Below are 25,555 nucleotides of genomic sequence, written 5' to 3'. Positions count from 1 at the left end.
GTCAGCCCCGCATCCTCGTGTAGTCTGATTAAAACACAAATGACCCGTAAGAGGGTCACTTTTTTCAAAGTGTCCATCTTACGGGTCACAGTTCACCGTGGCGGCACGGCGGGCGGTCCCTTTGCGGTTCCGAACGTATTTTCGTTACTGAGCGAGAACAGGCGCCAGCAGGTTGGCGATTTTCTGCATGCCGACGTCGTTCGGGTGAAGGCCGTCCGTCTGGTAATCGCCGGCGGTCAACCATCCGGTCGTGTCCACGTACCGGATGTTCGTATCCCCCGCGGCGATCCGGTCCTGAACGGCTTGCTGCGTCATGGCGGCGTGGTGCCCCTTGAACGGACGCATGACATAGATGCGCGCGTTCGGGTGCTTCTGCCGGAGCTGCTGCAAAAACGCCGTTTGCGTTTGCCGAAAGGACGGTTCCGAGACGTTGAAGATCGCATCGTTGGTTCCGAGATTGCTCATTCCGATGCCGTTCGGCGAAAAACAGTTGATGTTGTCCGTCAGGCAGATGCCGGTATACGCAACTTACCCGTGAACCTCATTTCTCTTGACTTCCGCCTTCAACGTGTACCATACGTTGGCGCTCGCTCCGTAGGCCGCATCCTTTACCAAAACGAGCTGGCCCGCCGTCTTCTTGTACAGCTCGGCTTTGCCAGTGGCTAAATTCAGGCGGAACAGATAAAAGTTGTTTGCGTCCGTCACGCGAAACAAAATGCCGCCGTTGCCCAACGGATGCTCGATGCGCACTTTGCTCTCGACCGCGTACCGGGACCAGTGCGATTGTCCCGCCCAGGCGATGTTTTCGCCCGCTTCCGCTGTCGTACGTAGCCAATATTGTCCCGATGCGTTCCCGATACTCCACGTCGGCCGGTTGACCGTCCATCCCGCCATGCTGTCGTTCTGAAACGTCGAGGAAAAAACAACCGGGTTGTTCCAGTCGGCATGCGCCCGCCCGTCAGGAAGTCCCAGCACGGCCGCCCCGAGCGCCATCGTGAGCGCCAACATCCACAGGAACAACTTCTTCCCGAACCTGTTCATCGCAACTCCTCCCGCATCCCTGTTTGATCGATGCGTCGTTCCGCCCGTTATTCGCCGGCGAGACGTTCGACAACCTCTTCGCGAACGGCGACTTCGGATCTGCGCACCCGCTCCTCGACCCTCTCCTCGAACAGCGATTCGGCGTACAGCCGAGCGACAAGGTCGCGAACGTCATCATAAGGCTGAGCCCCGTTGTCCGCACGGTCCGTCACGAGCGCGATCGCGTAGCGGTACCGGCCTTCGTCGTGGAACGGCTCGCTTGGCCGCCCGACGTCGAGCGCTTCTGCGATTTCGACCAGCTTCGGATGCCGCTCCGCGTCGCTTTTTCTCGTTGCCGGACGGAACGCGTACGCGGCCTTCTCCACGCGGCCTCCGTCCCGGTCCGATCGTTCCGCGAGCTCCATCCATAACCGTTCGAAGTCGTCTCGGCCGCTTATCGATGCGGACAACCGCGCGATTTCCCTGAACGCGTCCTCTTCGGTCGAACGGCCGGGCGACGGCTCCAGCGCGTACGGCGCCTCGATCGTCCGAACGTCGAGCGACGCCGGCAACGCGAACCCTTCCGCCTTGATCCGGTCATAATACGCCAGAAGCCGCCGCTCGTCGTTCGCGGCTTCCGATTCGGCCAGCGCCGCGACGGCGTCCAGCGCCAGCCGGTCCGTCTCGTAACGCCGGAATGTCGTCTCGTCGAATCGGACCGTGCCGAATACCGGTTCGCCGCGCCCAAGCTTCTCCTGGCGTTCCCGGTTGGCGTTCGCGAGTCGCTCCGACAGCCGACCCGCCTCGGCGTCCGGAACGACCGGCACGCCTAACTCCGCGGCCTCCCTGCGCACCGCGTGCATCCGGACGAGCTCCCGGATCGTCCGTTCCGCCGCGATTCGTCCCGGCCGCTCGCCTTGCCCCGGCGCGTCGCCGCCGTAGGCGATCGTCCAGAACCGCGGGTCGTGGACATCCGCGCCATACAACCGGTGGAATTCGGCCATGACTTCAAGCCGAACGTCCGCCAACACCGCCCGGAATTCGTCTGCGTACACCGGTACGCCGTCGATCTCGACGGCGACCGCCGGCGGAAGGTCCGCCGGCGCCAGCCGACCGTCGCCGGAGACGGCCACCGCGATGGCGGTCGCCGCGACGGCTGTCGCCGCAACGAGCATCGTTGCCGCGCAGATCATGGAGCGGTTCGACTTCCTGCCGAACATGCGCATCCTCTCCTATTCCGTCACCGACACGTCGTCGAACGATGCCGACGCCGAATGCGCGCGGAACCCGATCCGCCCTTTCGGCAACTGCGTCGCCGGGTTCGTCCAGTCGACGACCGGCGCTCCGTTCACGTATCCCTTGATCGCGTTGCCGGCGACGATCACTTTCAGCGTATAGAACTGGCCCGTGTTGACCGCGAGCGGCGAGTCGGCTTCCAGCGTCAACACGCCGTTCACCTTTTTGTACAGTTCCGCCTTGTCGCCGAAGTCGTTCAGCCGGAACATGTAGAAGTTGTCCTTGTCCGCGTACCGGAACACGAGACCCGCATTGCCGAGCGCGGTGTTCAATTTGACTTTCGCTTCGTACGTGTAGTCGCCCCACGACCGGTAACCGCGGAATGCGATCGCTTCGCCGGAAACGGACGTCTGGGCGTACACCTTGCCGCCGTCCGTCGCGACGGTCCACGTGCCGCCGACCGTCGACCAGTTGCCGGCGCCGGATTCGAACGTCTCCGACAGCGGTAATCCGTTCGCCGGCACCGCCGTCGCGAGGACATCGTCGAACGCGGCGGCCGAGGAATGGGCGCGCAAGCCGATTTTGCCCGCGGACAATTGCGTGACGGGATTCGTCCAGTCGACGACTAACGCGCCGTTCGCGTACCCGCGGATCCGGTTGCCGACGACGACCGCTTTCAGCGTCACATACTGGTTCAGCGGCACCGCGAACGATTCGTCCGCGACGACGGTGAAGGAGCCGGACAACCGTTTAAGCAACTCCAATTTGTTTGCGGCCGCGTTCAAGCGGAACATGTAGTAGTTGTCGGCGTCTGCGTAACGGAACACGAGGCCTGCGTTGCCGTTCGCCGTCTGCAGCCGCACGGCGGCTTCGTACGCGACGTCGGTCCAGCCGGCGCCGCCCGCGGTCGCGATCGATTCCCCGCCCGTATTCGTCAGGGCGTACGTACCCCCGGACACGGCCCATCCGTTCGACGGCGCCGCCGTCCAGTCGCCGGATACGCTGCCGAACCGATCCTCGAACAGGACGGTCGGCGAAGACGGCGGCTCCGGAGCGGGCGAGTCGTTGCGAAACTCGTGCGCGCCCCGGTCGGGCGTCCCGTTATACAACGCATTGCCGAAGAAATCAAGGCTGCCCGGGTTTGTAATCGTCGTCCCCGAATTGATGGCGGGCGAACCGGAGCGCAGCTTGTACCCGTCGGCCGTCGCCTTGCTCGACGCGCTGCCCGGGTTGACGAAGAGCGGGTCGGCGGTCAGCTTGTTCGGGTCGTTCGGCTGCGATGCGTTGTTGCCGTAAAACAGATTGTGACTGTACTCGACATGGGGGCTCGTCGAATATCCGCCGCCGGCAGTGTTGTAGAAGATGTTGTTTTTGAAAACCGCCTTCTTGCCGTAACCGGGAGGCCCGTTCGTCAATGGATTCGTCTGGTGCAACGTCCTGTAGATGACGTTGTTGTATACGAACAGGTTGCCCGGCAGCATGTTCGGCTGCGACTGAAAATCGAACGCCGAACGCGACAAGTCGAGGTCGTTCTGCGATATGTTGTACCGGAACGTGTTGTTGTCCGTATACCACATGACGAGCAACGTCCCGCCCTGGTTGTTGTGGCTGTAGTTGTACTGATAGATGCTGTCGTACACGTACTGGTCGAAGTCCCACGCTTGCCCGTCGCCGCCCAACCGGCGCGTGTCGAACGCTTCGTTGAACTGGAACACGGCTTCCCGCGTCGAATACGCCCATTGCGCGGCAACGACGTGAATATCGTCGAGATAGGACACTTCCGCCGGGTTCACCGTCGTCGCCTTGCCGATTTTGTTCGTCGTGTTGTATTCGACGAGCGGCCGATCACTGGCGCGCGTCAGAATGCCGTCGCGGTGGATGCGCTCGATGTAATTGTTGCGGATGACCACGTCGGTGAACGCATCGAACTCGTGCTGCCAACCCGAAGCCTGATCCGTCAGTGCGTCGGTCATCAGTTGGATGCCGGTGTCGGCGACGTCGATGACGACGTTGTTTTCGATCCGGATATGGTTCCACGTGCTTTCCGGGTCCGACGATGTCCCTTTCGCATGGAAGTTGATGCCGCCCGTCCGGCGGTCGGTGCCGTAAATGTGATGGATATACAGATTTTTCACATAAATATGTTGAAAATGTCCCGCCCCGGCGCCTTCGCCGACGACGAACACGCCGTGCCGCCGAATGTCCGCCGCGCTGCTGTTCCCGCCCGGATGGACGCCGCTCGTAATTTCCAGGTCGCTTACCTCGAAATACGACACGTTTTTCAGCCGGACGCCGAAGCCGTTGCCATCCACCCGCGTATTGCCGAAATGGATGACCGGCTTGCGTCCCGTGCCGTACATGCCGACGCGGATCGGCGCCCCGGGCGCGCCCGATTCGGAGAAATCGAGATACTGATCCATAAACACTGAATCCGCTTTCAACAAAATCGTGTCGCCGGGCTGGAACGTCCAACTGTTCACCTTGCCGAGCGTACGCCAGGCGGCGGACGGCGACGTTCCGTTGTTCCCGTCCTGCCCGGTCGCCGGATCGACGTAATACGTCGTGCCGCTCCCGTGTGCGGCAGGCGGCGGTAACGCCGCGGCGACGAGCGCTACGGCGAGCGCCAGCGCGATCAGCCGTCCGAACCTATGGTGGATTGCCATCATATTGCACTCCTCTCATCATCATAGTCCCCATTATAAAGAGAACGCCTTGGGAATCCCGTGTGCGTTTTTGGTCAATTCGCGTGTAATGTTTTGACGTCGTCCATCATGGTTGATTTCCCTTGTCCGAAAGCGCGGGCAGGTCGAGCCGCACGGTCGTGCCCGCGCCGGGCGCGCTTTCCACGCGAATGTCGCCATCGCTACCATAGAACACCTCGAGGCACATGCGCACATTGTAGAAGCCGTATCCGCCGAACGGCTTTGCGCCGGTATGCACCGGGCCGCGCAGGAGCGAGACGAGCAGCTCTTGCGGCATGCCGGCGCCGTTGTCGCGGATCGCAATGGCCAGCCGTTCGCCGTACCGCCCGACACGAATTTCGATCAACCCGCCGCTCTCCATGCCGTTGATGCCGTGCAGGAATGCGTTTTCCACAATCGGCTGCAATAGATTTTTCAAAATGAGCGCGTCCATCGCATCGTCGTCGACATCGATCGCATACGCGAAATCGAGCCCGTATGCGAATTTCTGGATGTCGAGATATGATTTCAACATTTGGGTCTCCAGCCGGATCGACTGGAGCGACTGTCCCTTGTTCAGAAAAATGCGGTAATAATCGACCATCTCGTCGATCAGCGACGTCAGCCGGTCGTCGGGGAACGTCCATTTGATCGCCGACAGCGTGTTGTACAGGAAATGCGGGTTGATGTTGACTTGCAAAATTTTCGCCCGCAGCTTTTGTTTTTCCAGCTCAAAATCTTTGATTGTCCGGTAATGGTCGTGGATGCGCTCTACCAAGTCCGCGAACCGTTTGTCGATGACGTCGAATTCGTCGTAAGCCGCCGTCGCGGGCGCCGTATCGATGCCGGAGCTGCCGAGATCGGCGCGGGACGTAATGTTTTTGACAAGCAGATACAACCGTTTCGTCAACGCGTTCGACACGCTTTTGATCGTAAAATACACGACCCCGATGACAACCGCGACCAGCACGGCGGCAAGCACCATGTACCCGCGCAGCTGCCCGATTAACGGCGCCGGATCGACGAACAGCACGACGGGACGTTCCCATACGGGCACGACCGATTCGACGGACCAATAGCGGCCGGTTTTGTCGCCGCCGGCATGCTCCCGAAAGGCGTCTTCCATGCCGCGTTCGTCGACCTCGTTGACCGCGATCGGAATCGGCGTACCGTCTTCGGCAACGATGGCCAGGAAGCTGTTTTCGGGCAGCGCGCCCCGGAACGGCTGCGTCCATTCCTCAAACTCCATGCGGATTTCGATGATGGCGAGCACGTTTTGCAAGTCTTTGATCGTCGCATACAGATGAAGGTCGTATCCCCCGCTGCCGACGTCGACGAGCCGGATGACCGGCTTCTCCATGGCGGAACCGAGAATCATATCCTGGAGCCCGACTGACAGTTCGTCCGCGTTACGGACGAACTGATTGCTGTACATCGTCTCGTTCCAGACGTACAAGACAATCTTCTGGCCGAGATGATCGGACTCCAACGCGCCGATCAGGTCCGACATATATTTGAGATTTGTCAAGTAAGCGGCTAAATCCTCCCGGTAGTCGGAGCGGATAAATCGGCCGACCGACAAGTTGTTGCCAAGGAACAAAGATTTCTGTACGGTAGAAAGCAGCATGTCGCCGACGGTTTCGGAAGCGATGTCCAGTTCCGCGCCGTAATCCTGGAGCCAGTCCCGCGTCGTCTGTTGCTGGAATTGCCACGAAACCCACAAGCTGCCGACCGCAAGGGGAACCAGAATGGCCAGCATCATGACGGCCGTCAGTTTGTGGCGATAAGACAGACCGCCGGGTCGCCCGAACAGACGGATTCCGCCGCGCATGGCCGTCAGTCCTCCTGTTGTTTCGGAAATAGGTTGTCCTTGTAAGCGCTCGGCGACAACCCCGTAAATTTGCGAAATACGAGACAAAAATGCGATTTGTTCGCATATCCGACTTCCTGGGCGACCAGATACACGCGGCTGAACGGATCTTTCAGCAGCTCCTTCGCCTTTTCCATCCTGTATTCGGTCAAGTAATCGAAAATCGTCCGGCCGGTAATCATCTTGAAAATGTTGTTGACCCGGCTCGGGCTCATATACACCTGGTCCGCAATCGTCTGCACGGTGATCGGCTCCCGGTATTGCTTGGCGATGATCGCCTTGATCTCGTCTACCATAAGTTCATATTGGGATTTGTTGTCCACCTGAAGCTGGGCGGCGGCCGATTCCAGCATCGCGCCGACCGTGCGGGCGACGTCCGCGATCGACGACCATCGCTCCGCCGTGCCGAAGCCGTTCGCCGCGCTCGTGTCCCGAAACTTCTTGCCCGCTTCCGCATATACGAGTTCGATCGATTGCATGACGGCAAGCAGCAGCGTTCGGACGTATTTTTCCGAATAGGCCCGCGTCGGTTCCAAATACTTGTCGTACAATACGTCCGCCGGCATCTGATCCGCCACGATGCTCTTGACGTCCCGGTACAACTCCTGCAAATCGACGGCCGTCTCGAAATCGGCTGCGGCCGTCCGTCCGATCTCTTCGTACAGAACGAGCCGTCCGCCGGGCGTTTCTCCGAAATACCGCGTTTCGGCCGCCAGCTTCGCCTGTTTGTACAACTGCGGCAATTTCTCGAGACGGTCGCTCGTTTCGCTGACGCCGACCGCGCACGAATACGGCGACAACGATTCGATCCGTTCCTTAAATCTGACGACGGCATCCACCATCGATCGCGAACCGTCTCCGCGATCGGCCGCGCAGTAGATGACGGCGATGTCGCGGTCCGAAATTTGGGCCGTATGGACGGCGAGACCTACCTCCGGTTGTTCTTTGGCCGCTTTCTGGATCATGTACATGTAATAGTATTTGTCCGTTACGTTGGCCTGCGACCGGTCCGTCTCGTCCCAAGCGAGCGACACGATGACGACCTGGCACAACGCCGGCCACGGTTCCAACTCCAGCATGACGAGTCGGTCGTGGATATCTTCCGCGCTCTGCCGGTTGCCGTATAGCAAGTCTCGCCAAAATTGTTCGCGATAAAGCGACAAGGCGCTCTTGATCTGGCGCATCATCCCTTCCCGTTCCCGCTTGCTCTGAAGCCACGATTCCAGCGCGGCGAGCGTTTTGCGGACCGTGTCGGCAAGCGCTTCCTTGCGGATCGGCTTCAGCAGGTAATCTTCTACCTGAAGCCGCAGAGCGGAACGCGCGTAATCGAACTCGTCGTAACTGCTCATGAAGATGATGCGGGTTTCGGGCCATTTTTCCCGGATCGCTTCGGCCAGTTGAAGCCCGTTCATGACCGGCATCTGGATATCGGTCAGCAGCACGTCCGGACGCAGCCCGTCAAAGCGCTCGAGCGCCTGTTTGCCGTTGGCGAATGTGCCGACGATGTCCACTTTCAGCGACCTCCAGTCGAGCACGTTGCCGAGCCCTTCCCGCTCCAGCCGGTTGTCGTCCACGATGACCAGTTTGTACACGGCTCGATCTCCTTTCCTGGCACCCTCCATTATAGCGTGTGTGCGAAACGACCGAACAGGGAACATTCTGACGTATTCCGTGAACTATTTTGCCGTTCGCCATGAAATCGGCTGGCGACAACGCCAGCCGACTTCATGTTAACGCTTGGATCGGATTCGGATTTCGGACCGATCATTATTTCAGATTGTCCATGTATTCGGCGTTTTCTTCCCGGAACGTCCGGTCGATCAGCGCAAGCGTGGCATCGTCGTATCCGCTTTGCTCGGCCAGCGTGACGAACTCGTTGTACAGTTGTTCAAACTGGGCTTCGCTCGACGCGGCAAGCACTTTCACGAGCGCGTCTTCGAACGCCTGCCGCGCTTTCCATGTCTCCTCGACTTCCGGAATCGTCGCGGTGAACGACGTGATGTTCGGAAGGATGCCCGTTTGCACCATGTCGAGCTTGCGTACGCGCGTCGAGTTGAAATACGTGTTCACGAGATTGGCGTCCGGCTTCCGCTCGTAATGGAACTCGGGATGGAACTCATTGTGAATCACGCTCGCCCCGTTGTTGTTCATGAACGTGAATACGCCGGTGCGGTTGCCGGATTCGCGTCCGCCGTTGAACAGGTTGTAGTACAACGCCTTGTCCGTCGGTTTGTTGTAGACGAAATGGTCGGCGAGTTCCTGATCCTTGAATTGGCGTTTGTCGTTCGCCTCCTCGAACAGTCCCGCGCTGCGCGGCCCCCACCAGCGCAGGTTCTCGCCCGCGTCGGAGACGAGGTAATCGAGCCAGCGCAAGATTTGCGGCACGTCTTCCTCTTTGACGCTGTCTTTGAAGATGACGATGTTTTCGTTCGGCACCGGGTTCGGCGTCGTGATCGGGAACTTGGCGGAATTGGGCGGAATGTTCAGGAACACCCGGCGATAGCCGTACGGTTTGCCCGACTTCTCGAGCAATTCGCGGCTCGGTTCGTGCCACGCGTACGAGACGGCGTACAGCCCGTTGTCGAGCTTCTCGCGGAACGTATTGGCCGGATCGACGAACGCTTCCTTGGACGCGACGCCGTCGCGCAAGAGCCGGTTCATCTCGCGGAGCGTATCGATAAAGAACGGCTCCTTGTACATCCATTTGACCTTCTGTTCTTCCTTATCCCAATACGTGAAGTAGTTGCTTCTCGCCGTATGTCCGTTCAGCGCGCCGGACAGGAACGTGAGCAGCGGCCAGTTGTCGCCGCCCGAGAACGTAAAGAACGTCTCCACGTTCTGGCTGCCTTCCTTCGTGTTCAACGCGTCGATGTCGTACAAGAATTTGTAGAAGTCCTCTTTACTGTTGATCGGTACGTCGAAAATGTCATTTTCCGTAAAGTGGCCTTGCGTTTCCAGCAGCTGCTCGAGTTCCTTGCGCGTTTTGGCGTTCGGATACAGCTTCTTCAGAATATCGTCGCGCACCCAGACGAAATCCCATTCGACCGGGGAATACAACGTCTTCGAGATGTCGATGCCTTCTGGGATGTAGTCGCGGATATTCAACGGTACGCCGTAAATTTTGCCTTCGAAACCGCCCGTCACCCTCGTGTCGCCGTTGTTCGGTCCCCCGAAAATCGTGGAGAACGCCGGATTTTGCACAATTTTCTTCATGATGTTGGGCGCGTATTTCGGCAACAGCTCGGTGAGGTCGTAAATTTTGTCCGCTTCAACCAGATCCTTGACCGGCACGTTGGAGCCGATATGCGGCCAGTCGTTCGACGCGGCGAGCAGCCCCAGCTTAACGTCGGCCGTCTGACCGTTGTTGTCGAACCACTTGTCCGAATTCAGCGAAACGCCGGTAACCCGTTTGATTTCCGGATTGACGACGTCGCCTTCGGATTTACGTTGGTCGATGTCTGCCGTCGTGCCGTGCGCGAACCAAACCGTCAAATCGAGCGAGTTGCCGGTCCAGTCCGACAAGTCGGACGACTCTTGCACATCGGTAGGCAGCGGCTGGAAACCGTCACCGGACGCCGACGGCGTCGCCGTCGGCGTTGCGCTCGGAGCGGGCGACGCGTTCCCGCCGCTGTCCCCCCCGCCCATGCAAGCGGTCAACACGCTTGCGAAAAGGGCGATCGTCAGGACGAGCGCCAGTCCCTTTTTGCTTCGTTTCATGCTTTACCCTCCTGTGAGTGTTTTTGTTTATACTGATTCCCGATACGGGAATAGTACACCTGCCCGGTTATTCCTTGACCGATCCGATCAACACGCCCTTGATAAAATACTTTTGGAGAAACGGGTACACGAGAATAATCGGAATTGTCGTGACGATGACCTGCGCGGCGCGAATCGCTTCCGGCGTCGTCGGCACCTGCTCGATGTTCGTCTCTCCCGATTCGATCGCCTGGCGGATAAGCGCCGCGATCGTGTCGCTTTCCCGGATGAGCTGCATCAATTTGTATTGCAGCACGAACAAATCCGGATTCGTCACGAACTGAAGCGTCGTCGTCCAGTCGTTCCAATGGGCGACGGCCGTCCACAATCCGATCGTGGCGACGATCGGCATGCAGAGCGGCACGATGATCCTAAATAGCACCGTTAACTCGCTGGCGCCGTCGATTCGGGCAGATTCCTGCAAGCTGTCGGGAAGCGTGTACAAGTACGTCCGGATGATGATCATGTTGAAGAACGCGAAGGCGCCGGGCAATACGTACACGAGAAAATGATTCAGCAGTCCGAGTTTGGAATAGAGCAAGTACGTCGGAATGAGGCCGCCGCTGAAAAACATCGGAATCATAAAATAAATGAGCAGCGGCGTCCGTCCTGTCAGGTTCCGGTTTGCGAACGCGTAGGCGCAGAAAAACTGGACGACCAACGCAAGGAACGTGCCGATGAGCACCCGGGATACCGATATGAAAAACGACTTGATCATGGCCGCATTCTTCACGATCGTTGCAAAATTGTCGAGCGTCGGTTCGCGCGGGTAAATCGTAATGCCGCCGAGCATGCTGTCCTGCCCGTCGTTCAGGGCGATGGCGAGCGTGTTCAGGTACGGGAACGTCATCGCCGCCGCCAGCAGCGTCAGAAAGACGATGTTGATCGCCGCAAACAGGGAGTACGCCTTGCTTCGATAGTGCATGACCGCCACCTCCTACCAGATGCCGACGCCGCTGGCTTTTTTCGCGCCGTAATTGGCCGCGATCGTCAACACGAGCGCAATTATCCCCTGGACGAACCCGAGCGCCGTCGCAATCGCGTAACTGCCTTGCTGGATGCCGAATTTGAACACAATCGTCTGGATGACTTCGAAATTGATAAACGGATTTTGCAAACCGTAAATCAGTTCGAAGTTCACATTAAACAAATTGCCGAGCTGGAGAATGAGCAGGATCATGACCGTCGGCATGATGGACGGCAAGGTGATATGCCACGCCTGTTGCAGCCGGTTGGCTCCGTCCATGTGGGCCGCTTCGTACAATTGGGGATCGACCGACGCGATGGCGGCAAGAAAGATGATCGTCCCCCAACCGACCTCCTTCCACAGGTTGAGCAGAATGACGTTCGGCACGAACATCGATTGCTCCGCCATGAACATGATTCGTTCCGTGCCTTCACCGCCGAGCGCGACCCTAAGATCGTTGAGCGGTCCGTAAATCGAATAAAACGCGTACGCGATGCCGATGACCGAAATCCACGACAGGAAGTGGGGCAAATAAAACAACGTTTGTACGACGCGCTTGAACAACTGCACTCGAACTTCGTTGAGCAGCAACGCGAGCGCGATCGGCGCCGGGAACAGGAATACAAGACTGAGCAAGCTGATCCAAAACGTGTTCCAGATCGCCAGGATCATGTTGGGCAACACGAAAATTTTCTCGATATTCGCAAGCCCGACCCATTCGCTGCCCCAGAATCCTCTAAGCACCTTGTAGTCCTTGAATGCGACCAGAATGCCGGGAATCGGCATATAGGCGAACACGAACACGATCAGGATCGCAGGCGCGAGCAACATGTAAAATGCGCGGTCCCGTCTCATGCGTCGCCACAAGGAGTCGCTCTTGATGTTCGCGGCGGGTGCCGTCGCCTCGTTTGCAATCGGTTCCATCGATGCTTCTCTCCCGTCTCCGAATTAGGCCTGTTTCCAAGTTCAATTATCCCGGTCGGAACCGGAACGGTACAGTCACGAAAACGGGCAAAAGGGAACGGGATTCTTTCGTCATACGGAAAAGAAGAGGCAGAACCGAGGTTCCGCCCCTTCAAGGTCTTAAGGCAAGTAGTGAGACAATACCGTGCCGGGGATGACGGTGATCGTTCCGGTACCGAGCCCCGTCCATCCGACTTCCACATGGTCGTCGTTCGCTCCTTCCTTGTGCAACACTTCAATGTAATATCGCTTGCCCGCGACGAGCTGCACAGGCGCCGATTGCTGGCTTGCGTACTTGTTCCACTGGAGCGGATTCGTCCAGTCCGTGACAGACGCGATGAGGACCTTGTTTCCGGGCTGGTCGTCCGTCGACAGCCACAATTCCGAATAGTCGTCGCTCGCAATATACAACGTGTACGCTCCGTCCGCGAACGGCGTGATGTAGCCGCGGATGCGCATGCCGTATTGGTCGGTCCAGTTTACGGGCGTCTCCAGCCGGCCGAGCGGCGCCGTGCCCGCCGGCGTCGTACCGACCGGAATCTGGGCGACCGTGTTGCCCGCCACGCCGGTCCAATACTCCAGCGTGACGTTGCCGGACGGGTTGTACGGCAACAGCGCGTCGCCGTTCACGACGGCAATGCCGGCGAGTCCCGGACCCGACCAGCCGACTGCGACATGCCCGCCGCCCGTTGCCTGCTTGTGCAGGATTTCGACGTAATACCGCTGGCCGGCCACCAGGTTGCGAGCGGCCGCCTGCTGCTCCGGGTACTTGTTCCATTGCCTTGGGTTCGTCCAGCCGGGCACGCGGGCGATGCGCGTCTTGTTCAGCGGACTCGCGTCCGTGCTCAGCCACAATTCGGCATTGTCGTCCCCGGACACGTACAACGTGTACGATCCGCTCGCCGGCGGCACGATGTAGCCGCGCACGCGCGCGCCGTAGTTGTGGCCGACGTCCGGCCCCTCCAGGCTCGTCAGCGTTGACACGGCCGATACGGGCGCGTTCAGCGGAATCGCCGATACGGCCGTGCCGGCGACGCCGCTCCATTGCTCGCGCACGACGGCGCCCGGCCCCTTGTACGGCGTCAAGGCGCTGCCCGGGATGACGGTGACGTTCGGGATGCCCGGTCCCGTCCAGCCGGCCGCCATATAATCGCCGCCGGCCGCTTCCTTGTGCAGCACTTCGAAATAGTATTTTTGCCCGGCTGTCAGGTTGACGGCGCGAGATCGCTGGGCGTCGTATTTCGTCCAGAACCGCTGAGTCGTCCAGCCGGTGACGAGGGCGATTTTTGCCTTGTTCGCCGGGTTCGCGTCCGAACTGAGCCAGAACTCTGCGTTGTCGTCGCCCGAGATATAAAACGTGTACGAACCGCTGGCCGGCGGCGTAATATAGCCGCGGACGCGGGCGCCGTAGTCGCTCCCCCAGTTCGTCGGTCCTTCGAGTTTGCCGAGCGGCATCCATCCGGACGGTTCCGCGTTCACGGGAATGTCGGCGACGGACGTGCCGGCGACGCCGGTCCAATATTCCCACACGACCGGTTCGCCGGTCAGCGACGTCCGGTACGCATCCGTCTTCAAGCCGATTTCCGCAAACGGGATCGGCTGGAACTGCGGAATGTCTTGATAGACGACCGCGTTGTTTGCGAGCGCAAAGTTTCCGGCCGCCGCGTTTACGAAACCGGGATCGACCGTATACGACTTGTTGACGCCGCCGGACGGCAACGTGTACTGCTCGATTCCGTTCAGCACGCGGAACATCCGGTACGAGACGTTGTTCGTGATGACGTTGCTCTCGATCGGCACGTCCGTCGGCACCGGCGGATTGCCGGCGAAGTAGGTCGCCAGGGTTGGATACTGGGTGCTGTACGGCGGGGCCAAAATGTTGACGCCGAGATCGGAAGCGGGATTGCTGTTCAGAAGCCGGGCCCGCATAAAACTTTCGTTGATGCGCGATTTCCAGTTGTCCATGGTCCAAAGCCACAAGGTGATGGAAGACGTCCCGTCGATAAAAATATTGTTGGCGATCGTATTGTGCTTGCCGCCGTGCAACTTGACGGACGAGGGCACCTGATAGAAGTAGTTGCCGAATACGGTCTGGTTGCTCGTCCCGTCGTCGAGAAACACGCCCTGCACGCCGAAACTTCCGACCGACGAGTCCAGATGGTGAAAATAATTATGGCGAATGACATTGCCGGCTTCTCCCTGATTGCGCCCCATCGTAACGGCTCCCGTGTCATCCACCCCGTAGAGGAGGTGATGCATTTCGTTTTTCTCGATCATATGGTTGTTCCCATGCAGCAGAATCGCGTTGGCCGGCGATTCATAAATTTTGTTGTTCGCGATCCGGTTTCCGACGCCCGTCATCACGATGCCCGCTTTGAGCATGAGGTCCCTGCGGTTGAAGTTCGTGATCCGGTTGTTCTCGACGTTATGGTTGCCGGGCATGAGCGTCTTCCTGTCGCCTCCGTCGATGTAGATGCCGCCCGCTCCGGTTCCGTACACGTCGTTGCTGACAATCTGATGGTTCGTGCCTCCGAGCCGATTCCATGCCGTATGGTTGCCCATATAGAACTCGTGCAAATGTTCCCGCATTCCGCCGATGACGCGCGGGGCCGGCGTGGCCACGTACGGCTGTACGTCTCGGTCCGGTCCCAACGCGCCTTGGCCGACCGAAACGGCCACCGTGCCGAAATGGCGAAACGTGTTGCCTGCAATTTTGTTGTGCTCACCGCCTTCCATGTATAGTCCCATGCCGCGGCCGACTTCGAAGACGAACCGGCTCACTTCGACATGCGACACGCCTTCCAGGGCGAACAGCGGCGCTTCCATGACGGACACCTGGATTTTCGCGCCGGCGAGCGGCCGTTTCGGATACACGTATAAAATGCCGTTTCCGCGATCCAAAAAATATTCGCCCGGCATGTCGATCTCCTCCAGTAAATTGAACGCATAGTAACGATGCGTGTTCGTGTTCAACTGCGTGTTGTCGATGAGCCCGTACAGATGGGGTTTGGCCAGGGTAATCGTATTGGCTGCGGGATCGATCGATTGTACGGGAATGTTGTCTTCCGAAAATCCCCAGTAGAAATAGCCGAAAATGACCGCTTCCGTCGCCGTCGTCCACCGGTCGGGCCGCTCGTCGCCGATCACTCCGTTGTAATAGTTGAACGTGCCGCCGATGTTGGCGTAATTGCCGCCGCGTGGATCCGACCCTCGGTTGACGACCGACACGATCGGCAGCTTGCCTTCGTTCGGATAACGGGCGAGCGTCTGCGCTTCGTCGTCAATAAACAGTTCAAGCGGGGCCGGATCGACTTGCCGCGAGAACCCGTGCGCCTTGTATACGCCGAAATGGCTTGCGTTCAGACCGATCGACGCGAGGTTCGCCTGCAGCACATGCCCCCGTCCTTCCTGCGGCAGCCGCGACAGGATCGACGAATCGGCGACCGGCGCGAACAACGACGGGCTGAGCCTCTTTCCGCCCGAAAACGTCGCCGTTTCGCCCGGATAACTCGTATACACGATCGGCTTGTCCGCGGTGCCGGAATCCTGGGCGGTCAATTCGAACGACGTCGTCCGTTCGTACTCGCCGCCCCGCACGTACACGACGACGCCTCCGGCGGGAAGCCCGGTCGCGCTTTTCACCTGACGGATGCGGTCGCGCGCCTTCTCCAGCGTGGCGTACGGCGCGTCGATCGTCCCCGTTCCGGTCGTATCGCTGCCCGTCGTCGCCACGTGCAACGCGAGACCGGGGTTCGCCGAAGCGACCTGCGCGCCGCCGAACTCCAATCCGGGCACGGCGGGGAATACGAGAGCGAATAGCAATGCGGCGACCAGAATAGATTGAAATTTCCGAAAATTCATGACATGGTTCTCCTTTCACTACATTTGATCAACGTGGTCCTGCGGCAACGAACATCCGCCCGCAAACCGTTCGGAACGGCCTGCGAGCGGACGAAAGAAGAATGACTTCAAGCCATCCGGCGCTAATGCGTCACAACGACTTCCATCGTTGAGCTCTGCGTAGCGCCGGCCGCATTGACGAGTTCGGCGGTGTAGGCGTACGTGCCAGGCGCCCGACCCGTCACGGTCGTCGATGCGGATTGCGCGTTCGGCGTCTGCGCGGTTAACGGAACTTCGTCGATGAGAACGCCGTTCTCATACAACCGGTACGTCGCGCCGTTCGTCCCCCACCACATGTTCATCGTCACTGTAAAGCTGCCGTCGCCGTCCCAGTTGTCGTTCGACAACATGGGCATGCCGGGGTTTGCGTCGGCTACGGTCACCGTCAACGGATCGCATGCGGTCGAGCCGAGCGGATTAATCAGCTCGCACGTGTAGACGTACGTGCCGTTCGGTTTGCCCGACACGTTCGTTACGGCGGTCTGCGCGGCCGGGGAACCGTTCGGCAACGTTTGTACATCGATCAGTACGCCGTTTTCGTACAGTTTATACGCGGTGCCGTTAGGTCCCCACCACATGTTCATCGCTATCGTGTAATCGCCGTCGCGCAAGCCGGTGTCGTGTCCGTTGTCGTCGGACAGCACCGGCTTGCCCGGCACGCCCGTCGCTGTCGTCGCAAGCGCCGCGATCGCCGCTTCCAGCGCCGCCGCCGCCTCGTCCGCGTCCGCCTGCGTCGCGTCCGGATCGGCGCGGACGGCGCGGGCGTTCGCGAGCGCCGCTTCCAGCGCGGCCCACGATTCGGCCGTGTAATCATGCGCGATCCGGGATTCGGCGTCGGCGATCGCCGCTTCCAGCGCCGTAATGTCCACGGGCGGCGCCGTCACGGCGATCGTCACCGCGAGCGCGGCCGGCTGCGCGCTTGCGCCGCGTTCGGCGTCGGACGCGGTGAACGTGATCGCATGCGTGCCCGCCTGCGACGGGGTCGGCGTCCACGCGAACGCGCCCGTCGCCGGGTCGAGCGTCGCGCCGGCCGGCAACGGCTCAGGCGTTCCGTATTGAATCGCGTCGCCGTCCGCGTCGATCGCCTGGAGGGCGAACGCGAGCGGCTCGTTCGCCAGCGCTTCGTAGCGGCGCGTCGCCGGCGGCACGGCCACGTTGTCGAACACGCTCGTGTTGAGCTGGTTGTTCGCATGCGACGCCACGGCGAGCCCGACCCGCACGTCGGCGCCCATCGTCGCCGTCACCGTTCCGACAAGCTGCCAGTCGCGCCCGTCGGCCGATACGTATCCGCGGAACGTGTTGCCGGACCGCTCCAGCTTGAGCCAGTACGGCGCCTTGATGCCGGATACGCTGCCGTGCGCGGTCGCGCTCGCGTCCGTCGTCCGGCGAGAGTGGAAGTGCGCCCCGTTCGTCGGCGTCAGATGCATGAACGCGTAGCGGGATCCGGCATCCAACGTCTCCCGGATCATCAGGCCGGCTTTCGCCCATTGATACGTGTTCTGCTGACTGACCATCCGCGTGACGAACGTGCCGTCGCCGCTGAACGGCTGGTGAACGAAATAAAACTGATCGGCCAGGCGCCAGATATCGAAGCCGGCGCCCTGAACCGTAAACGTGCCGGCCGACGCCGCGAACGACCCGGGAATCGCCGTCGCTCCGATATCGCTGCCGGTCCACGGATCGGTCGTGACGAACACCGGCCCTCGGTTGCGATATTCCAGCGCTTCGATCGCCGCGGTCAAGGCAGCCGTCGCCGCGTCGATGTCTTCCTGGACCGCTTCCGCGTCGCCGTCCACTGCCAACGCGGTCTCAAGCGACGCCGCCAATACCGCCCACGAAGACGGCGTATAGTCGTGCGCCGCGAACGACTGCGCGATAGCGATCGCTTCCCGCAACGCGGCTTTGTCCTGCACGGACGGCGTCACGTCGACGCGAATCGTCGTTTCCGACGATCGCTGTCGGCCCGCCGGCGGCACGTCCGTTACCGTAAAGGTCAGCAAATGCGTGCCGATCTGGGCGGCAACCGGCGTCCATTCGAATTGTCCCGTGTACGGATCGAGCGTTGCGCCTGCCGGCAGTTCCCCCGCAAATCCGTATACGACCGGGTTGCCGTCGCGGTCTTCCGAAGCCAACCGGATGGCGAGCGTCTCGCCGACCGCCGTCGTCCGGTTTTCCGGCGAGACGGACACCTGGGAAAACTCGGACAGGTTGGCAACGGCGTTCGTATGCGACGTGCTGGCAAGGCCGATGTACGCTTCGGCGCCGAGCGCGACGTTGACAGTTCCGACGAGCTGCCAGCTTCCTTCTTCGCCTGTCGGGGACACGTAGCCGCGGAACGTGTCGCCGCTTCGTTCCAGCTTGACCCAATACGGCGCCTTGACGCCGGAGACGGTGCCATGGGCGGTCGACGTTCCTCCGCTCGATGCGCGCGCCTGCATCTGTGCCCCGTTGGCCGGCGTCAGCAAGATGGCCGCATACCTCGAACCCGCATCCAGCGATTCGCGCACCATGAGGCCGGCCTTCGCCCAGGAGTTCGTATTTTCCTGATATTCCAGCTTGGCGATAAAGACGCCGTCGCCGCTGTACGGTTGTTGCACGAAATGGAACTCGTCCTGATTGCGCCATATGTCGTCGCCGGACGCGCGGACGATAAACCAGCCGCGTTCATAGTTGAACGATCCCGGCCACCCTTTCCAGCCGGCGGGCGCGACGTCGACGCCCGTCCACGGCTTCTCCGTCACGAACATCGGCGTGTGTCCCGGCACATCATGGCGCAACAAAATCGAACTTTCGTATACGGTGCCGTCCAGCGTCGCCGTTGCGGTGATCGTCGCCTCGCCTTCCTCGGCGGCCGTGGCGACGCCATTCGCGTCGACCATGAACACCGACGGGTCGGAACTCGCGAACGTGACGACGGACGCGTCTATCGGTTTCAGCGCATAGGTGCCGTACCGCCCGTAAAACTGCAGTTGCACTTGATCCCCGGGACGGCTTACCGACGTATTGTCGGCTTGCAGCGTCGCGCCGGCAAGCGGCAGCGGTTCTTCATACAGCTCGATATTCGAGAAGACCGCTTCCGTATAGGCCGCTCCCTGGTGCGAAGCGACGGCGAGACCGACAAGGAACGTTTCCGGCAAATTCAATTCCCGTTCGGTATGTTTCACCCAATTGTTGCCTTGTTTGTAGTAGCTCGTAAACATGTCGCCTTCGCGGACGATCATCATGTCGATCGGATAGCTGACCGCCGGCACCTGGGTATACGTCGTCGATTCGCCGTCCCGCGGGCGCACGGTCGTGTGGAGAATCGCGTTCGAATAGGCGCGGAGATAGAAGTTCGCCGCGTCCGCCGCGTCGCTTGACCGGAACATGAGACCCGCCATCGTGCTGTTGTCCAGGCGCACGAGCGAGTTAAGCCGCGCTTTCAGCACGAGGCGTCCCGTCTCCGGCGTCGTCACTTGCTGATACACGTATCCGAACGAATCGGACGCGAACCAGACGTCCGACCCGGCCGTCCGTACGGTCAATCGACCGTCTTCCGACGCTCCGTACGCGGGCAACGCGTTGATTCCCTCGACCGTCCACGGCTCGGGCACGCTGTCCCACTTCGGAATCAACACGCCGAAGTCGTCGAACGCCGCTTCGGCTCCGTCGTAGGCGACACCCGCGTCGCCGGCCGCAAGCGGTGCGGCGCCCGTCAGCGCCAGCAGCGGTACGCCGTTCGCGAATGCGACGATGTCGCTGCCCGCCGCGGCGAGTCGAAGCGTCACCCACTCGCCCGGCTGCACGGCGAAGTCCGCTTCGGCGCGCAAGCTTGTTCCCGGCCGCTCCAGGACAAGTTTGCCGTCGCCGGAGAGCGCCAGCTCGTAACGTCCGGCCGATTCGCCGACGAACAGGAAGACGCGTCCCGAATCGCCGCCGGTCCATGCCTGCACCCGCACCTTGCTTTCCACGGCGTACGACTGCGCGGCCACCTCGCCGATCCGGCGCGATCCCGTGTCGTCCGCAGTCGCGAGCGCGTGACCGTCACCGTCCGCGGCGATCGTCCAAGCGTCCGGCGTCACATCGAGCCAGCCTTCCTTGTCGCCGCTTTCGAAATCGTCCGCGAAGAAGGCGCTCGTCGCAGCGGGAACGGCAATTGCGTTCGAAGCCGCGCTTTCGCCGAGCGCGTTGACCGCTTTGACGACGTAGGAGAACGGCAGGACGCCCGACACCGTTCCGTCCGCGTACGAAGCTTCGTGCATCCCCGTTTCGGCAATCAATTGGTATTCCGAACCGCTTCCGTAACTCCGGTACACCCGGTACGACGTCGCATTCGGCATCTTCGGCCAGACGAGCGCCACGCTGCCAATCGCTTCTCCGACCATCGCGATCGTCGGATTGCCCGGAACCGCATCGGCCGCAGCGGTCGAGAACGAACCGGGGCCGCCTTCGTTCGCCCGGAACCCTTCGTACGAGCGGGAGCGCGGACTCGCTTCCACTTTCCAATAATACGTCTTGCCGTATTCGAGCGCGGACGTTACCGTCACTTGCGGTTCGGTCGCTTCGGTGCGGAACACTTCGGTCGCGAACGCCGCGTCTTCCGCGATCGTCACCCGGTACATGCCCGCGTTCGCCGAAGGTTCCCACGACAGGACGAGCGGCGCGAGCGGATCGACGCCGGTCGTCCCAACGGATGGCTCCAGCAAATCGAACGCGCCGAGCTCGGTGTCGAGATCGGTCCGGTATTCGTCCGCGTACAACCCGATTTCTTCGAACGGGATCGGCTCGAAGCCGGGCAACGCATCGTAAACCGGCGAATCGGGACGAAGCGCGAAATGCATCGCCGTCGCGTCGACGAACCCCGGATCGGTTTGCGTCGCGTAGTTTTGTCCGAGCTGTCCCGGTCCGGCCGACAGCAAATTCGGCGTCCGAACCGTCACGTTGTTGCGGACGACATTGCTTTCGACCGGCACCGGCGTCGCCCGCCGGTTCTCGTCGTAGTACGTCGCCAGCGTCGGATATTTCGTGCTGTACGGCGGCGCGAGAATGTTGACGTCGGTCAGCAGCCGGGTTTTGAACAGGTTGGCGTTCATCTGTCCCATCCAGTTTTCAAGCGTCCAGAGTTGGAAAAAGTTCGCGTGCGTCATGTCGATGAACACATTGTTTTCAATCACGTTGTGTTTGCCGCCATGCAGCTTGACGCCGGCGCCGCCGGCCATGTAGAACACGTTGCCGTATACGTGCTGGCCGCTCGTGCCGTCGTCCAGGAAAACCGCCTGCACGCCGGGACCGCCGACGAAACTCGTCTGGATGTGATGAAAGAAGTTATGCCGGATGACGTTGCCGTTTTCGCTCGGGTTGCGCCCCATGTACAACGCGCCGGCGTCGCTCGCTTCCTTGGCGACGTCGTGAATTTCGTTCTTCTCGATGATGTGGTCGTTGCCAAACACGAGGATGCCCATGTGGGTCGCGTCGTACACGAGGTTGTGCGCGGCCCGGTTGCCGACGCCGTTGATCAGGATGCCCGGCGCGTCCACCTTTTCAATCCGGTTATAATCGTGAATTCGGTTATTGACGACTTCGACGCCGCCCGGCGTCAGCGTCTTCCGATCGCCGGCACCAACGAAGATGCCGCCGGCGCCGAGCGAATACACGTCGTTGCTGACGATCCGGTGCCCGGTACCGCCAAGTTGGTTCCACGCCGAATTGTGGTATTTGTGTTCGATCCACGAGCCCTGCACGCGGGATACCGGCGACGCAATGAACGGCTGCTCGTCCTTGTTCGGCCCGAGCGCGCCCTGGCCGATTGCGATGCCGTTCGTGCCGAAGTTTCGGATCGTGTTGCCGGCGATCGTGTTGTTTTCGCCGCGTTCCATGTAGATGCCCATGCCGCGGCCGACCTCGAACGTAAACCGGCTGACGGTGACGTTCGACGCTCCTTCGATCGCGAACAGCGGCTCTTCCATGGCCGATACCTGGATTTTGGCGCCGGCGAGCGGCCGGTCCGGATACCAGTACAGCTTTCCGGTATGTTGGTCCACGAAATATTCGCCCGGCATGTCGATTTCCTCGAGCAGGTTGAACACGTGGATCCGGTTCCAGCTTTCGTGGTTCTGGATGCCGTATTGATGCGGTTCGTTGAACGTGATCGTATTCGCTTCCGGGTCGATCGACTGAACGGTCAGGTTGTCGTTGGCGTAGCCGTAGAAGAAAAAGCCGCCGACGAACATTTGCGTGGCCTGCGTCCACCGGTCGATCCGGTCTTCTTCGATGCGGATCGTGCCGCCGAAGTTGCGGTAGTCGCCGCTGCGCGGGTGCGAACCCGGGTCGAGCACCTCCGCGATCGGCACATTACCTTCGTTCGGCCAGCGGGACCGCGTCTGCGGCTCGTTATCGACGTACAGCTCCGGCGGAGACGGCAACCGCATCCGTCCGAACCCGTGCGCGCGCAACGTACCGTAGTCCGTCATGCCGACGGCGGCCAGATCGGCTTCCAGAACGCGGCCGTGCGCTTCCGACGGGATGCGCGCGAGCACGGCCGGATCGGCGACCGGCGCGAACAGTGCCGAGTCGATCCGTTTACCTCCGACGAACGACACCGACTCGCCGGGATACGCCGTATAGACGACCGGCTTGTCAGACGCGCCGGAATCGGCTTCATTCAGCTCGAATGTGTGCGACAGCTCGTATTCGCCGCCGCGAACATACACGGTGACGCCGCCGGCCGGCAAGCCCGACGACGACTTGAGCTCGCGGATCTCGTCGCGCGCCCGCTCGAGCGTGGCGAACGGCGCGTCGATCGTGCCGGAATTCGCGTCGCTCCCGGTATTCGACACATAGTAAGCGGTTTCATTAGGGTCGGCCGCAAATGCGGGCGCCGGCAATCCGTACCCTTGGGCCAGGCCGAGCGCCATGAAGACGGCCAGACAGACGAACGTCCATTTTCGAATTCGCGCTTTCATTAACCAAGCACTCCTTTTCCTCAATTTTCTCAAAATGGCGTTGACGGTTGACGTTCTGTTTCCATCCCCCTTTCCGGAACTGGCCCCATTATAGGGAACCGGATCGAGCCGTGAACAGATTCCATTTTGATGAAAAGGGAACGCGAAATGGGTAACGTTCGATTTCTATACGAGTTGAGACCGAACAAATCCAGACGTAGCCTATATTCTGGAACGCATGCGCCGCGAAAGCGCGCCCGAGGCGAGGCTGAACGCGTTTATCGACGCGAGCCTCGCTTACCAGACGGCGTATCCGGACCGCTGCATGGCGCCTTCCCGTTCCATGCTTTCCTTGCCCGGCCGCGGGCGTCTATGTCGTCTCCTCTTCGTCGCCGAGCTTCCCTTTGAGAATAACGGACCAGTAAATCGAATATTGCAAACCCGCGCCGCGATCAGCAGAATGGGAAGCCAGCGATTGTCCGGAAACAGGAACAGAAGGATCAGGGCGAAGGGCAAGGCGAAATAGAAGAATATATACACCTTCCTGCACGCCTCGAACGTCAGCCAGCGCATCCCCTCGTCCTCTTCTCTGAACTCTACGGGATACAATCCCGACCATCATACCTTCTGTTTCGGATGCCTGCGATTATGCAGTATGACGGCCGCAAGCCACGACAGCGTGAGCAGCACGCAGACGGCCAAGGCGACATTAACGTAGGGAACGAGCCATGACGGGACCGCCGGCAGGCGAACGCAGCAGTCTGATCATTCTCACTCCTCCTCCAGCCAAAACACGTCTTCGACCTTGCATTGAAAATGTCCCGCGATCCGCAGCGCAAGCGCCACGGACGGGGAAAATTCCCCTTCTCGATGAACGCGATCGTCTGCCAGGTGACCCCCGCCCGCTTCGCCAGCTCCGATTGCGTAAACTGAAAGCGGGCTCTCAGCTCCCGAACCCGATTCCTCAGCATGGAGGCACACCTCCCTCGTCAACATACTCCTGTATACAGTTTACTTAACATAATGCAAAGTATCCTTAACATAACAGCACATGGAAAAAGGCGGGAGCGTCCCCGACGCCTTCCCCGCCTCCCGCGCGATCCGCGATGCCGACCTGATTCTCGTCATGCGGAACGGGAGCGTCGTCGAGCAAGGTACGCACCGGGAGCTGCTAGACATGCAGGGGCCGTATGCCGAGCTGTATTCCAGTCGGGGCCGCTGATGCTGACGTCGGCCTGCTGGGCGGGGCTGAAGTATATATGCCGACAATTGTCGAACGAACCTTTGAGGGCAGGCAGCCGAGATGCATCCAAAACAGTCACCGGCCAACCGATACCGGTCGCGCCGCCCTTCGCGGGCACGGACGTTCCTCCGAATCTCTTCAAGGCTTCGTCTCTCCCGTTACGTTGCCGTCGCGGTCGATGCCGGTCACGGCCTTCAGCCCGCCGTAGACGACCGCCGTCACCTCGGTCGCGAACGTCTCTCCGGCGGCCAGCGTCCGGTGGGTGCCCGCGGCGACGCCGTCCGTCACCGATATCGGAGTTCCGGTGCACGGCTCCAGCACGACGGTGGACAGGCCGCGCCAGCCGCCGTACGTCGCGAACAGCCAGCACGACGGGAACGCCTCCGGATCGAAGGCGAGGCCGAGGCCGATGCCGGACGCCGTGTCCGTGTACACGCACCAACCCCCGGTCAGCTCCGTCAAATATTGGAACTCGTTCACGGCGGACGACGCCGGGAGGCACAGCCGCATATCGTGGCGCGTTCCGTCTTCGCCGGCCGCGAACGGCCAATCGTAGCCGACGCCCGTCTTGCCGGTGCGCGGCGGACCGAAATCCTCGAGGTACGCCCGCCCCGCGCCGACGTCGATCCGGCCGTGCTCGTCGGCCTTCACCGCCGCATGCAGCTTCCATAAATACGGCAGCTCGCCGCGGCCGACATTCGTCAGCCGATGCGAGAACCGCAGCTTCGCTTCGCCGGAGCGCAGCCGGATCGTCTTCTCCACGCGGCACGCGGACACCGGCGTCTCCACCCACAGCTTTACCGTTGCTTCGTCCGCCTCGCGCCGCACCTCGTACTCCCACGGCAGCGACCAAATTTCGCCGTGATCCGGCATCGCCTCGCCGCCGAGCGTCTCCGGCACGTCGTTCCGGACGAAGTAAGCCACTCCATAGCGCCTCCTGCTAGAATGATCCGTATGCGTTGTTGAAAGACAGCGTAAATCATTCGTGAGGAGGTCACT

The 25,555-nt window shown here is 60.7% G+C and carries 13 protein-coding genes and 2 pseudogenes; 1 reads left to right on the top strand and 14 read right to left on the bottom strand.

The window, feature by feature from the left end; translation table 11 throughout:
* Positions 1 to 144: 144 nt before the first annotated feature.
* The 13 genes and pseudogenes from FE782_RS31245 to FE782_RS33045 form a co-directional block, all read right to left on the bottom strand.
* Positions 145 to 465 (bottom strand): SGNH/GDSL hydrolase family protein, encoded by a 321-nt coding sequence (locus FE782_RS31245; protein ID WP_138198262.1) that lies wholly within the window; start codon positions 463 to 465, stop codon positions 145 to 147.
* Positions 466 to 528: 63 nt separating this feature from the next.
* The gene (locus FE782_RS31240) at positions 529 to 1,041 is read right to left on the bottom strand and encodes a hypothetical protein (protein ID WP_138198261.1); all 513 of its coding nucleotides are present in this window, start codon (positions 1,039 to 1,041) and stop codon (positions 529 to 531) included.
* A gap of 47 nt (positions 1,042 to 1,088) precedes the next feature.
* Positions 1,089 to 2,240: a hypothetical protein gene (locus FE782_RS31235; RefSeq protein WP_138198260.1), complete on the bottom strand. Its 1,152-nt coding sequence runs from the start codon at positions 2,238 to 2,240 to the stop codon at positions 1,089 to 1,091.
* A gap of 12 nt (positions 2,241 to 2,252) precedes the next feature.
* A complete protein-coding gene (locus FE782_RS31230) occupies positions 2,253 to 4,919 on the bottom strand; it encodes a 3-keto-alpha-glucoside-1,2-lyase-like domain-containing protein (protein ID WP_158299629.1) in 2,667 nt (888 codons plus the stop codon).
* A gap of 106 nt (positions 4,920 to 5,025) precedes the next feature.
* Positions 5,026 to 6,768: a sensor histidine kinase gene (locus tag FE782_RS31225; protein ID WP_138198258.1), complete on the bottom strand. Its 1,743-nt coding sequence runs from the start codon at positions 6,766 to 6,768 to the stop codon at positions 5,026 to 5,028.
* Positions 6,769 to 6,773: 5 nt separating this feature from the next.
* Positions 6,774 to 8,399, bottom strand: a complete 1,626-nt coding sequence (locus FE782_RS31220; protein ID WP_158299628.1) for a response regulator — start codon at positions 8,397 to 8,399, stop codon at positions 6,774 to 6,776.
* A gap of 175 nt (positions 8,400 to 8,574) precedes the next feature.
* Entirely contained in the window at positions 8,575 to 10,524 is a 1,950-nt protein-coding gene (locus FE782_RS31215; protein ID WP_138198256.1) for a type 2 periplasmic-binding domain-containing protein, read from the bottom strand.
* Between the two features lie 67 nt (positions 10,525 to 10,591).
* Positions 10,592 to 11,488 carry a carbohydrate ABC transporter permease gene (locus FE782_RS31210; protein WP_138198255.1) on the bottom strand — a complete coding sequence of 299 codons (897 nt, stop codon included), beginning with the start codon at positions 11,486 to 11,488 and terminating at the stop codon, positions 10,592 to 10,594.
* 12 nt (positions 11,489 to 11,500) lie between these two features.
* Complete coding sequence (locus FE782_RS31205) at positions 11,501 to 12,454, bottom strand: ABC transporter permease (RefSeq protein WP_238392729.1); 954 nt, start codon at positions 12,452 to 12,454, stop codon at positions 11,501 to 11,503.
* 159 nt (positions 12,455 to 12,613) lie between these two features.
* Complete coding sequence (locus tag FE782_RS31200; protein ID WP_138198254.1) at positions 12,614 to 16,354, bottom strand: PA14 domain-containing protein; 3,741 nt, start codon at positions 16,352 to 16,354, stop codon at positions 12,614 to 12,616.
* Positions 16,355 to 16,476: 122 nt separating this feature from the next.
* Positions 16,477 to 23,334 (bottom strand): putative Ig domain-containing protein, encoded by a 6,858-nt coding sequence (locus tag FE782_RS31195; protein WP_138198253.1) that lies wholly within the window; start codon positions 23,332 to 23,334, stop codon positions 16,477 to 16,479.
* Positions 23,335 to 23,610: 276 nt separating this feature from the next.
* On the bottom strand, positions 23,611 to 23,886 hold the full coding sequence (locus tag FE782_RS31190; protein WP_138198252.1) for a hypothetical protein: 276 nt from the start codon (positions 23,884 to 23,886) through the stop codon (positions 23,611 to 23,613).
* 198 nt (positions 23,887 to 24,084) lie between these two features.
* Positions 24,085 to 24,284 (bottom strand): annotated as a pseudogene (locus FE782_RS33045) (helix-turn-helix transcriptional regulator).
* A 128-nt stretch (positions 24,285 to 24,412) separates the two neighbouring features.
* Between FE782_RS33045 and FE782_RS32490 the strand changes: the two are divergent.
* Positions 24,413 to 24,535 (top strand): annotated as a pseudogene (locus FE782_RS32490) (hypothetical protein); the annotation flags it as partial.
* A 159-nt stretch (positions 24,536 to 24,694) separates the two neighbouring features.
* Here the strand turns inward: FE782_RS32490 and FE782_RS31180 are convergent.
* Positions 24,695 to 25,480 carry an aldose epimerase family protein gene (locus tag FE782_RS31180; RefSeq protein ID WP_138198251.1) on the bottom strand — a complete coding sequence of 262 codons (786 nt, stop codon included), beginning with the start codon at positions 25,478 to 25,480 and terminating at the stop codon, positions 24,695 to 24,697.
* Positions 25,481 to 25,555 lie beyond the last annotated feature (75 nt).

The organism is Paenibacillus antri (genome assembly GCF_005765165.1).
GTDB classification, from domain to species: domain Bacteria; phylum Bacillota; class Bacilli; order Paenibacillales; family YIM-B00363; genus Paenibacillus_AE; species Paenibacillus_AE antri.
This window is presented reverse-complemented; position numbering and strand designations above follow the sequence as displayed.